The organism is Mojavia sp., from assembly GCF_059505145.1.
In genome coordinates, this window is record NZ_JCACKA010000098.1 from 1 (window position 1) to 12,502 (window position 12,502).

A 12,502-nucleotide genomic window follows, 5' to 3' on the forward strand; every position below is an offset into this window, starting at 1 on the left:
AATTTTTTATTGGGGCTGCCTTGCCAGAGAAGGCTGATAAAGCCAGTAAAATTGTTTCTAACCCTTTCGGTTTGAACACTTCTACCGCTATGAGTCGGGTGATTCATTTTATAAAATTCTTCTGGCGTTGCCTGAACCAGCCCTTAAAGGATTTATGAATTGGGCAGTCCTCAATACTGGAGCAGATTGCCAGAATTTATGGTGTTGAGGATTGAGCAATGTCCTTAAACTCTGGCAGCGAGTCAATCAATTTTGGATTTTAGATTGCTCCACACATCAATGATGCTGTGGTCTAGTTAGCATCATCTATTGCGGTGGAATGAAACTGGCACGTTTGGCTGCACTATCCCAAACTATCCAGCCACAAGAATTGTCTACATCAGCTGGATTATTTGTAACTTTAAAATACAACTTGTTTGCATTTTTGGGTTCAATAGCAAAGTCGGCATTTTGGGCATAAATTACTTTAAAACCTTTGTCTCGCAAGCAATACATTGCCCAAGCTTTCAAGGACTGCTTGTATGCTTCGTGAGGAATTGGGGGTTTTGTAATCGCCTCTTCAATTACTTTATATATCTGCATTAATTTCTTACTCAAACTAGGTATGTTTACTGTCATCCTTATTTATGCGACTTCTGGATCGCAACGAATCTCAATCATTAAGCCATCAGGATCGTAGAAGTACACACCTCTACCAGTAGGACGGCTGACTGGGCCATGAGCGATCGCTATCTGATTGTCTCTGATTACTGTCACCGCTTGCTCAAATAATTGTGGTTCTATATCAAAGGCCAAGTGATATGCTCTGGTAAAACTCCGTTCTGGATCTGCATCTGGTGGTGTTAGATCAGGTGTCCAAAATAAATCCAGAATTGTACCATCTGGAGTAATAAAGTTGGCTACTTTCCCAACTGCGACAAGTTCAACCAAGGTTGCTGGCACTTCATCGCCTGTGAGTTCATGCAAACCCAGGATAGTCCCATAAAAGTGTCGGGAAGCTTGCATATCTTTAACGTTGAGAGCAATGTGATGCACTTTACGCAAAGTACCTAGAGCCAAGACACTATTCACACAGGAGCTAGATAACATGGCAGAATAAACTTTCCCTACAAGGATAGAAGTTAAACTTTTTGTTTAAAGTTTAATATTCAAAATAAAAACTTACCATGTCTTTTGATTATTCTTTAGACTTTGCAAATATCAATTTCCGGCAACATCCTGAACTTTATCGTGTTGGTAAAGGTGAACAGGGTGTACTTTTGGTAGAACCATATAAATCGGAAATTCTCCCCTACTGGCGGTTTAAAACTCCTGATATTGCTAAAGAGTCGAGTGAAAAAATTTACAATATTTTTCTTATTTATTTAGAGCAAGATGATTTTGTCGGCGCAGATATGGCGCGTAAATTTTTACAAATGGGCTATACTCGCTCCCGCCGCTATGCAAATCATAAAAGTGGGAGAAAATACAAAGCTGGTTTGCCAGAATTAGGTCAGAAAAAAGAAATTCTACCTTATGAAATAGACGCAGTTAAAGCAGAATCAGCAGCAATATTTAAAGCTAAGTGGATACAAGCAAAAACCAATGAAAAATATCTCCAGCTTTTAGCTGCACATAAACATATCCATGAGGTAAACTAGTAACCCAAGGTGCTAACAGTTAGTTGGGCTGTGGAAGCCGTTGCTCGTCTTGGCGGCTACCTAGAACACTGAAGCAAAAAACCTATTGGCATCCAAGTTCTGTGGCGAAGTTGGTTAAAATTGCATAACCTCTATGAGGGTTGGCAGCTTGCAAAAGAGACTTAACGGGAAAAGTCAGATATTAAATCAAGTTATAGATCAGATTTAACTCCAGCTAGAAATACTTGATTTTGATGGGTAATTAATTTAAATCTTATACTCACTTATTTATTTCACTTGCGTGACTCGCCAGCTAAGTTTCAAGTTAACCCAGAAATTCCATATCGTAGCAATGGCGATCGCAATCAAGTTGGCGATGTAGCGATTGGGAACAAGGAAATTAAATACCAGATTTAATACCAATACATTCAACACCAATCCAGCAAGGCAAATTATATTGAATTTCAAAAAGCGCTTTAAGCGCTGACGCCATTCTTGCTGCTGCATAGAGATATCAGCAAATGTCCAAGCATCATTCCACAAGAAGTTATTAAAAATTGCAATTTCACCGGCGATGATTTTGCTACGAGTTAGAGGCAAAGCTAGGGTTGTAGGATCGCTAAGTAAGTACAGCAATGCCATATCTACAAATACTCCACTTAACCCCACCAAACCAAAGCGGAGGAACCGACCAATCGGGAAATTTACTTGCTGAGTGAATTTTCCTAAACGTCCTGTGGAAAGCCGCAACCGTATTAGGTGGTGTAAATAATCCACATATTGCTTCCATGTCACTTTGCTTTCGCCCTCTTTGCGTTCGCAGAACACATAGCCGACTTCAGCAATTTTATCTACCTTGCCCCGCCCAATTACCTCTAGCAGAATTTTGTATCCTACTGGATTGAGAGTTGCCCCAGCGATCGCATTTCGACACACCATAAAATAACCACTCATCGGGTCGGAAACTCTCCCCAATACCCCTGGCAGAATAACTAATCCCAAAACCTGAGCGCCACGAGACAAGAAACGCCTAACAACACTCCAACTACTAACGCCGCCTCCTTCCACATGACGGCTGGCTACTGCCAAATCCGCTCCTTGTTGAATTGCAAACAACAATTGCGTCAATACCTCTGGTGGATGCTGTAGATCTCCGTCAATCACTCCTAATACATGCCCTCTTGCTGCCTGCCATCCACGAATCACCGCTGAGGATAACCCACGCTCTTGTTGGCGTCGCATCACTCGCAGCTGAGGGTATTGTTCTGTTAAAGATTGCGCTACTTCCCAAGTCCGATCTGGACTATCATCGTCTACTACAATCAATTCGTATTCTCCTGGAATAGATTCATCCAGTAACTGGCTCAATATCCTGACAACATTTTTAATATTGTCCCGCTCTTTGTAAGTAGGAATGACCAGAGACAACAGCAGATTCTGACTAATAACACCTGCATCGGTAAGTGCCAAGTCTGAAACCTTTAAATCACCTAATGGTACTGTCAGTAATGAATTAGCTTTATTATCCATCATTGGGTAAATTCCAGAAATAAAAAAGTACACTCACGAAAAAGTTTAATTCATACTCATTAGCATATAAATTTCGTAGTCTTGCTTCTCATCTTTATATTGAGACGGATAAGTCTGCTTTCCTGTAACCGCGCAGATATTAAGAGGTATCGCGCTCTACGTCTTTGGGTCTTCTTAGCCAAATTTATTATTTTTATAGCTTGTCCCTAAAACTCTAAATTATACAATTTGAAAACAGAATGCTACAAATAGATAGCTTAGGGGCACAAAACTTTGCGCCCCTAAAGTTGATTGATGTGTTGCTAATATTTTTTGAATTGAGCTTTTTTGTCAAATCTTCAAATTTATAACTATTTAATTGAAATATTCAAAACAACATTAGCTCACTCCTATTAAATAATTTAGAGAATAAGCAATAATACTAATGCTCCATGCCTGTTTATATATGTAACCTGTGACTTACCGCACGACAATTTCTGTTTGAAGTCAAAAAATGAGCTTAATTTCGCCAAGCTATATTAGTTTCTTTGGCTACTCTTTCACTAGTAACATATTCCCTACTTTGATAGGAATCAATGCTAGACTCATTTTTTTCAACTAAACCATTAACCAACAAACCTAAAACGTTGTGACCGGAACGCTCTAACATATCTTTCGCATCGCTGGCACTGCTAGAATCAATTACCCCAGGGCGAGCCACTAACAAAATTCCATCGGTCATATGACTTAAAGTCAGAGCATCAGCGGCAAGAAGCAAGGAAGGAGCATCAATAATTACGAAGTCATATTGAGATGAAAATTTGTCAATTAGTGATGCCATGCGTTTAGAGTCAAGCAAAGCTAGTGGATTCGGTGGTCTAACTCCCGCAGTTAAGACATCAAGATTATCCATTACCCTAAACGCAGCAGTTTCAACTTCAGTCTGACCAACAAGTACTTCGCTCAATCCCCCTGCATTAGTGATTTGCCAGATATGATGCTGAGAAGGAACTCGCATATCTGCATCAATTAGTAAAACACGACGTCCTAATTGGGCGATCGCTGCTGCTAAATTAGCAGAGACTGTAGATTTGCCTTCTTTAGGAACTGCACTAGTTACCACTATAGTTTTTAGTACCTTATCTGAACTCAGAAATCTCAGATTGGCTTGAATCATACGGTACATTTCGCTAGTTAAGGAGTGTGGAATATCTCTAACAGCAATTTCTGGAGTTGTTAATTCGACATCTCGATTCCGGGAGCGAACTTTTTTAGTAGAAGAGGGAACTATACCCAATAAAGTATATCCAAAGATCTCTCTAACTTCCTTAAGTGTTTTTAGAGATCTATCTCTTGTTTCTAGAAAGACAACAGCAGTTGTGGCCAAAAAGGCACCGAACATAACTCCTAGTAGCAGGACTATAGGTTTCATCCCTAATACTGGCTTTTTAGGAATTAAAGCCTTAGCAATTATGCGGGCATTAGACGTATTATTATTTTCCGCCAACTGCAATTCTTGAACTTTTTGCAAAAGAGTTTGGTAGGTAGATTGGGCAACTTGAAGTCTCCGGTCAAGTTCGCGCTGTTTTTGCTCTAATTGCGGTAATATCTTCACCCGCTGTGCATAGGCAGTTCTTGAGTTATACAAAGAACTTAGCCTTTGGGCCAAACCAAGGCGCTGAACTTCTGATTGTAAAAAATCTCTGATCAGGTTTTGTTTGAGTTCTCCAATCTGCAATAATCCCTGTTGAACTCTTGTTTGTCCGCCACTAGTCTGCTCAACTTCCTTATCTAGAAGCTCTTTTAAGTTGGCTTTTCTCGCTTCTAAATTAACAATTACTGGATTGTCATCTAAAAAGCGGCTGCGTTCAGTTGCTAATTGCCGCTCTATATCTTGAAGTTGTGTGAGAATTCCTTGTACAGCGGGTGACTGGCTAAGGGCACTCGCAGACATCGCCTCTTGGGAATTTAGATCTACTTTCTGGCGAAGTTCATTACTTTGAGCGTTCGCCTCGTCTAGTTGAGCTTTAATATTATTAATTTCGTTATCTAAATTCCCAATAATTCCAACTGCTGACCTTGTCTCCTCTAGTAAATCTACAACATTATTTTTCTGTTTAAATATGCGTAGAGCTACTTCTGCTTCCTGAACTGCGGCTTTATGTTTAGGAAGTTGCCTGGCCATAAATTGGCGGGTTGCTTCTGCCTCAGAGCGGTTTGTGAGAATATCATTTTCTAAGTAAAGATTCATAATTGTGTTAACTACTCTTGCCGCTTCTTCGGGTTCACGGCTTTTATAGTTCAGCAGCAACACATCTGTACCACCAATAATTTTTAGAGTTAGGGCCTTTTCCAGGGCTTCAACTTCTAGTGCTTCGCCTTTATCATCTTTGAGTTGCAGTTCATCTATTGTGCGTTGCAATAAAACAGGGGAAGAAATAACTTCTATCTGTGTACTAATAGGATTTTGAGTCGCTACCAGCGATTTTAAATCTCCTGTATCTGCTCCTTCCAAGCTATTGGGCAACAGATTAGACCCTACTACATTAAAAGATGGAATTTTGAATAGTAGTTTTCCTTCTGATTCATAAGATGGCTTCATAAATGTTGTAGCTAAAGCACTCAGAGCAACTGTAGCTGCAAAGATAGTTGTAGCAGGTAGCCAATGCCGCTTCAGCATCGATAAGTAACGACCCAAGTCTAAATCAATAGATTCTCGAGATTCCATATTTCTTCCCAACATAAAGCTTCAAAAGTACAGGTTTTAGGCGAGAAACTACAAAAATGACTTACTTAAGGCTGGAATACTGCATTCTTGTTAAAATTATTGATGTTATTTGAAATAGTATAGACTAGCGAGGTTACAAAACTCTACAACTATACACAGACTTTAAGTTCATTAGCCTAAAAATAAAAGTATTATTAACGTCTGGGAGCTTTATCAAAAGCACGAGCGATCGCATTCCATGCTAATTTAGGTCTGAAGTTGCTATCTAGTGGTAAAGGTCTGACGGCAGCACCATCAGAACGGGGTTGAAACTTGGAAAGCCATGTATAGCGATCGCTTATTCCCCAAGTCATTACTGCTGTAACTGCTGGCTCATTCAATACTACTGAAAGATAATTTTGATAAACTGCCGCAACCATGCGATCGCGCACAACAGGATTGCGAGGTAACTTTTTATCTGTCACATCCATTTCAGTAATCATGATTTTCAAACCAAGATCGGCAACATTAGCCAGAAAATTTTGCAACTTTTTCGGATTAAAGCGCTTTTCATTGCCATCCATGTGAGATTGCATACCAAGGGCATGAATTGGTACTCCTCTGGATTTCAAACGCTCTAGTAACTTTAAAACAGCTTTTCTTTTTGCTTCATGATGAGAGGTGTCGTATTCCAGCCCATAGTCGTTATATACTAACAAAGCTTTGGGATCAAACTCCGCAGCAAGGCGAAAAGCAAGGTCAATGTAATCTGTACCTAAAAACTCTAACCAAGGTGTTTTGCGTAAACCGTCAGACCTGCCATCTTTAACTTCAATTGCCTCATTTACCACATCCCAGGAGTGCATTTGCCCAGCATAATGTGTAACCACAGTCTGGATATGTTTCACTAAAAATTGTTCCGCATTTTGGCGATTGACGGTTTCTTTAAACCAAGTGGGTAAAGATTCGTGCCAGACTAAGGTGTGTCCTCGCAGAAGCATCCTGTGTGTGCGGGCAAATTTAGCCATCCAATCTCCAGCAGTAAAGTCAAAAGTGTCTGGACTAGGGCGCAGAGGTTTGTGTCCGGCAGACCACTTAAGTTCCCATTCTGGGGTCAGTATGCCACACTCTTGAGCAAGACGAGCAGCTAGTTTTTGATCGGAAGAGAGGTAGAGCCGTGGAATTGCTGCTCCGTAAATCAATCCCTTTGCTGCCGCACGTTGCTTCAGCGAAGCTTTCCCAGCGATGCTGAAGTTATTTTTTGCCAACTCAAAGTCTTGAGTTTTGTGACTCGAATACATCGCTTTACCTTTAGCTAAAGCGCCTATGGCTCCCAAAGTTCCCAAGCCCAACCACAGAGCATACCTTCTATTCATCAACATATTTTTGAGCATTTAGAACCAGCAATCTTCACTGAAACTTTAAAATTCCCAAACGTTGCTTCAATACCAACCAAATAAAGAGAGGATTGCCAATGATATAACGTTTCCACAAACGACTTGGCTCTACTATTAAACGAAATAACCACTCTAGCCCCATTTTCTGCATCCAGACTGGCGCTCTTGTCACCATATTAGCAACCAGCTCGAAACTGACCCCAATACCAACAGAAATTGGCACTCCTAATTCTTGATAATTTGCAGCTATCCACTTTTCTTGTTTAGGCGCACCCAAACCTACAAACAACAGATCAGGATTAGCCGCTTTTATTTTGGAATTAATTAGTTCTAATTCTGCTTTTTGAAACTCAAAATTATAGGGAGGACAGTACGTACCGACAATTTTAAGTTCTGGATGCCTAGCTTCGAGGGTTTCCTTTGCTTTCTCGGCTGCTCCCGGGCGGCCTCCTAACAAAAAAACCTTGAGTCCTTTTTGTGAGGCAATAGCACAAAGCTTTTCAAACAAATCTGTGCCATTTACTCGACCATTGAGAGGAGTGTTCAAAAACTTGGCTGACCAAAGCAGTGAAACTCCATCTGGTACAACTAAAAAAGCTTGGCGATAAATCTCTCGAAAGTGAGCATCTTTTTGTAAGGTAAGAATGTGCATCGCATTGGGTGTAACGACATATTCTGGTGCCTTACCTGACAATGCATGGCCTACGATGCGTTCTACAACTTCATCAAAACTGTATTTATCAATCTTGATACCACCTATGTCAACTCTCATAAATGACCTTTCAATTCATTTAATTTAAAAAATTATAAATCTGAATGAACAATATGTTTTATTTTGGCAAAATTGATTTTATTTCTGAGACAACCTTGCCTATGACTTTATATCCAAATATAGATTCTAGCAATTCATGTTTAGTTAATATATTATTAGATGTTGACAAAGCTTTAATTACTTCTAAGCTAAAAGACTGAGAATCTTTAGCGATGCTAAAATATTTTTTCACAGCTTCAGGTAGACCAGATACTCCTTCCAAAGTCGAAACAATTGGTTTCCCAAATTTTAACATTTCTATAGATTTTATCTTAACACCGCTGCCAGTGAGAATCGGATTAATTAATACTCTTCCAGATTTATAAATAGAATTTGCTGAGGGGGGATTGACGCTCAAAAAGACACCTTCAGATACTTCACAAATTTGTATAATCTTACTAACAGGATTCAAGCCTGCTATTAATACGGTCACTTGAGGCATTTGAATGCGAATACTGGGTAATACTTCAGTCAAGAACCAAACAACCCCAGCCACATTATTTTCTAAAGATAAATTGCCTAAAAATACAATATCGTAACTCTGTTTTGATTCATTTTTCTGATTAACTCTGTTTTCCTCCTGATTATCTTGGAACTCCATCAGTGGTGGAAGCAAACGACCATTAGTAAATCCTTGACTTTGCCAGAATTTTAAATCATCAGCGGAAATGTCATAAAATAAAGCACTCTTTTTTAAGAGTTTTTTTTCATATTTTTCTAGATGAATAACAGATAAATACCGTTTTAACTTATTTTTTAAGCCGGTTGCTGATGACAACATCCGACGATAATATAAATGTTCTATATTATGAGAACGAGTAACTAGAGGTATATGCAATAATTCGCTGAGATTATTAGCAAGCGCTCCACCATGAATTCCATCTAAAAAGATGACATCAGGATTAAACTTCTGGACTTCTAAGAGTAATTTTTTTAATTCGTTTCTTTTCGGAATTCTAGATGTAACTTCAAGAGGATAACGTAATAAATCAACTACTCTCTTTACCTGAAAATTCCAGGTGCGTTTAATCTGTATGAGATGTACTTTCTGAGCGTATTTATGAATTTCAGTTATTTCCTCCGGAGTTGGGCTATTATTAAACCACCAAGCTATGATTTGTAGCTCTACACCTTGTGCAGATAAAGCCTTTATCCTTCGCCACATATCTATACGACCACCGTGAATTGGTGGGTATGGTATTTCATGACATACTAAAGTTATCTTCATAGTAGAGAGCCTTTTTAATTGTGGTATAGATATATTTAATTAAAAAAAATTTACCACTATTTAGCTATGGGTATTAGTGGTATCACTTGACAAGACACTATTTAAGGGATGATTGAACGTATTTTTTGAAGTAATTTATTTAGAAATTTAGGACGTGATTCAGAATTGACCAGCCAATATATAGCTGGTTTAATTAGAGGTTGGGGCATTAAACCTACCCAAAGAAACCAAGTACTCAGGAGTAACTTCCTTTTCCAAGGAAAGTCTGTATATTTCCAAATTGCCCAATAGCCTTTGCCAGCCAAGTCTAAGGGTGAATCGGAAGAGACTGGATGATTTTGAGCATCCAAACGCAAAGAAGCGAGCCTATATGTCAAGTGGAAGTAATCGCGGCAGCCCAGATTATGGGAGATTGTATATCCTAATTCAGTAGCTTGCTTCTGTAAAAATTTATACTTTTGAAAGTCATGCTTGATTGACTTGCGTAATCTTTCAGCTTGAACTCCTTCACCAGAGATAGCCCAAGAATTACTTCCGTGAACGCGACCAATTGCTAAAGGCTGATCTATCGAGACTACCCGACCATAAAAGGGCGCAAGAGTAACCAAATAACCATCAGCGGAAATGCGAAACTCAGATTCTGGGATCGGAAGAATTTGAGCCAAAGTACAACGGTTGAAGGCATTGCCACTGGTCACTGCCGTTGTGTACCATCCCCTGTTCAGCAAAACTGGTAGAACTTCTTCACCAGCAAAAGGCAATTCGGGGCCGGGATAGATACAGATAAAGTTATCGGACGCATCAACCACCTTAATTCGATATTGCACCTTTGCTATATCACTTTTCCAACCTATAACTACTTCCTCAACGGTGTTTGAGAACAAGTAATCATCAGCATCTAAAAAGATTATGATTTCTCCTTTGCTTACAGCAAAACCTGCATTAAGCGCTGATGCTTGCCCACCGTTTTGCTTGATTACAGGTAAAATTCGGGAACCGTAGCTAGTAATTATCTCCTGAGAGTTGTCAGTGGAACCGTCATCTACGACAATCACCTCAATATTTGGGTAAGTTTGGTTCAAGGCACTGTCAACAGCCTCAGGCAAGAACTGAGCATAATTGTAGTTGTTGACAATGATGCTTACTAGCTGATTCATATTATTAACTTGTGAATGTGCGAATTTTTTTGAGTAGCCAATCTATACTTTGAGGACGGGTTTGAGTATTGAGTAGCCAATTAACAGCTGGTATGACTAGAGGCTTGGGCATCAGACCTACCCATATAAACCAGGAACTTAGGATTAGTTTTCTTTTACGAGGAAACTCTGTATATTTCCAAATCGCCCAATATCCGTTGTAAGTTAAGTTTAAGGGCGAATCCCCGGCAAGAGGATGATTTTGAGGGTCTAAGCGCAAAGAAACGAGCCGAGATATCAAGTGGAGGTAATCGCAAGACCCTAGTTCAGGAGATATTTTATGCCCAAATTTAATAGCTGTGTCTAGCAAAAATTTATGTTTCAGCAAGTCGTGTTCTATTGACTTGTGAAACTTGTCAACGAACAATTCTTGGCTAGCTGTAGACCAAACATTACTTCCATGTTTGCGGTATATTCCAAGAGGTTCTTCTAGAGCTAAAATCTTCCCATAAAAAGGCACTACAGTATTTAAATAGCCATCAGCACAGATACGAAATTCTGCTTCTGGGATCGGAAGAATTTGAGCTAAAGCAGAGCGACTGAAAGCATTGCCGCTAGTTACTTGAGTTGTGTAACAGCCCTTTTCCAACAGAATAGGTAATACATCGTCGCTATCGAAAGGCACTTCAGGAGGTGGAGCGATATCTAAGAAGTTTCCCACAGCATCCACTAATTCCAGACGATAATGCATTTTGGCTACATCGGGTTTCCAAGATGCGACCACTTGCTCAACTGCGTAGGCAAACAGATAATCATCAGCATCTAAAAAAATCACGATTTCGCCTCGACTGGCGGCAAAACCTATGTTAAATGCAGATGCTTGTCCGCCATTTTGCTTAAGTATCGGAACAATTTGGGAACCGTAGCTAGTGATGATATCCTGAGATTTATCGGTCGAACCATCATCTACCACGATGACTTCAGTATTTGCGTAAGTCTGACTTAAAGCGCTTTCAATAGCTTCGCGCAGATATTTGGCGTAGTTGTAGTTGTTGATGATAATGCTGACGAGTGGCTGATCCATAAAATGTGTAAATTTTATAACCTTAAATAGGGAGCAGTCTCTTGATGAGACGTCTACGCCAGTATTTCTTCTGCAAAGCCATTCGGGCATCTGTCCAGTCTATTAAGCAGTCATTAAGATCGTAATCTCCACGTTGCGCTTCAGGAATATTGCCAGTTTCAATTCGTTGAATTATTTCGGGGAGTTTTTGATAAAACAGATCTGAGCGGTAAGGAGGATGAATAGACCACATTCCAGGTTCGTGACCCAAAAAGTCAACTCGAAACAGCCCATGTTTTGACATAGCTTGGCTGAAAAGTATTTCTGGCAATTCGTAGGCTGGATTTCCCTCGAACCAAGCTTTGACGATATTGCTTATAGAAGGAGGGTTTAAAGGCAGTTGTTTAATTTTAGAGGCAAAACGCTGCTTGTCTAGCAAAAAGAGCCTCGAACTAAAATGGGAAAAACGAAAAGCCAAAGAGTTATAAGATTCTAATTCAGCAGTTTGTGTTTTCAATTGCCCGTCAGAAGTTGGTGGCCCAGGTAGGGGACTGCAAGTTAAAATGTCAGTTTTCTCAATTAAAAGTTGTACAGCCTCAGCAATCCAAGTTGAACTACCACCGCCAAACATGAGGTCTGAGTCCATGTGAAATACATAATTATGCTTGGCAGCATACAAGCCAAAGAAGTATGAATAGAAGGGACCACCCCGGAAGTCTTTTGTCGGGACTGACTGTTGACCAAAAAATAAGGAGCCAACACTAGCCATAGCTTCAGGAGAGTAATCTACTTCTCGCAGATATGTGTTTGGATAATCGGCACAACATTTGTCTAATAAAAGCCGCATTTTGGGAAGCCTTTCCTCCCAACCCTCGGCAAAACGCCCACGGCTTCGATGTGTATCCAATATCAGCACAACTTCATTCACCTGTGCTGCCCATTGCCGAAGCTGATGCGGTAATATATGCACTGCATGGGGTAAATCGGTGGGAGCTAGGTTAATTTGCAAACTGACGCAGCAATCTTTCATTA

Annotated in this window: 11 protein-coding genes and 1 pseudogene; 2 read left to right on the forward strand and 10 right to left on the reverse strand. The window is 39.9% G+C overall.

Going from position 1 to position 12,502, the window contains the following annotated elements; translation table 11 throughout:
- Positions 1–306 precede the first annotated feature (306 nt).
- Both AC5JL8_RS27700 and AC5JL8_RS27705 read right to left on the reverse strand, forming a co-directional pair.
- Positions 307–582 (reverse strand): hypothetical protein, encoded by a 276-nt coding sequence (locus AC5JL8_RS27700; protein ID WP_495882931.1) that lies wholly within the window; start codon positions 580–582, stop codon positions 307–309.
- A gap of 42 nt (positions 583–624) precedes the next feature.
- Positions 625–1,089 carry a VOC family protein gene (locus AC5JL8_RS27705; protein ID WP_495882896.1) on the reverse strand — a complete coding sequence of 155 codons (465 nt, stop codon included), beginning with the start codon at positions 1,087–1,089 and terminating at the stop codon, positions 625–627.
- Between the two features lie 77 nt (positions 1,090–1,166).
- On the opposite strand from AC5JL8_RS27705, the gene AC5JL8_RS27710 reads away from it, so the two are divergent.
- Together AC5JL8_RS27710 and AC5JL8_RS27715 are read left to right on the forward strand one after the other, a co-directional pair.
- Entirely contained in the window at positions 1,167–1,640 is a 474-nt protein-coding gene (locus AC5JL8_RS27710; protein WP_495882897.1) for a DUF4385 domain-containing protein, read from the forward strand.
- A gap of 3 nt (positions 1,641–1,643) precedes the next feature.
- A pseudogene (locus AC5JL8_RS27715) lies at positions 1,644–1,805 on the forward strand (IS4 family transposase); the annotation flags it as partial.
- A 102-nt stretch (positions 1,806–1,907) separates the two neighbouring features.
- Here the strand turns inward: AC5JL8_RS27715 and AC5JL8_RS27720 are convergent.
- The 8 genes from AC5JL8_RS27720 to AC5JL8_RS27755 form a co-directional block, all read right to left on the reverse strand.
- Positions 1,908–3,152 (reverse strand): glycosyltransferase, encoded by a 1,245-nt coding sequence (locus AC5JL8_RS27720; RefSeq protein WP_495882898.1) that lies wholly within the window; start codon positions 3,150–3,152, stop codon positions 1,908–1,910.
- A gap of 496 nt (positions 3,153–3,648) precedes the next feature.
- Complete coding sequence (locus AC5JL8_RS27725; protein ID WP_495882899.1) at positions 3,649–5,856, reverse strand: GumC family protein; 2,208 nt, start codon at positions 5,854–5,856, stop codon at positions 3,649–3,651.
- Positions 5,857–6,050: 194 nt separating this feature from the next.
- A complete protein-coding gene (locus tag AC5JL8_RS27730) occupies positions 6,051–7,229 on the reverse strand; it encodes an endo-1,4-beta-xylanase (protein ID WP_495882900.1) in 1,179 nt (392 codons plus the stop codon).
- 16 nt (positions 7,230–7,245) lie between these two features.
- Positions 7,246–8,004, reverse strand: coding sequence for a WecB/TagA/CpsF family glycosyltransferase (locus tag AC5JL8_RS27735; protein ID WP_495882901.1), 759 nt, complete (start codon positions 8,002–8,004; stop codon positions 7,246–7,248).
- A gap of 58 nt (positions 8,005–8,062) precedes the next feature.
- A complete protein-coding gene (locus AC5JL8_RS27740; RefSeq protein ID WP_495882902.1) occupies positions 8,063–9,271 on the reverse strand; it encodes a glycosyltransferase in 1,209 nt (402 codons plus the stop codon).
- Between the two features lie 101 nt (positions 9,272–9,372).
- On the reverse strand, positions 9,373–10,428 hold the full coding sequence (locus tag AC5JL8_RS27745) for a glycosyltransferase family 2 protein (RefSeq protein ID WP_495882903.1): 1,056 nt from the start codon (positions 10,426–10,428) through the stop codon (positions 9,373–9,375).
- A gap of 4 nt (positions 10,429–10,432) precedes the next feature.
- Positions 10,433–11,491 (reverse strand): glycosyltransferase family 2 protein, encoded by a 1,059-nt coding sequence (locus AC5JL8_RS27750; RefSeq protein WP_495882904.1) that lies wholly within the window; start codon positions 11,489–11,491, stop codon positions 10,433–10,435.
- A 22-nt stretch (positions 11,492–11,513) separates the two neighbouring features.
- Positions 11,514–12,500 carry a hypothetical protein gene (locus AC5JL8_RS27755; RefSeq protein ID WP_495882905.1) on the reverse strand — a complete coding sequence of 329 codons (987 nt, stop codon included), beginning with the start codon at positions 12,498–12,500 and terminating at the stop codon, positions 11,514–11,516.
- Positions 12,501–12,502: the final 2 nt, after the last annotated feature.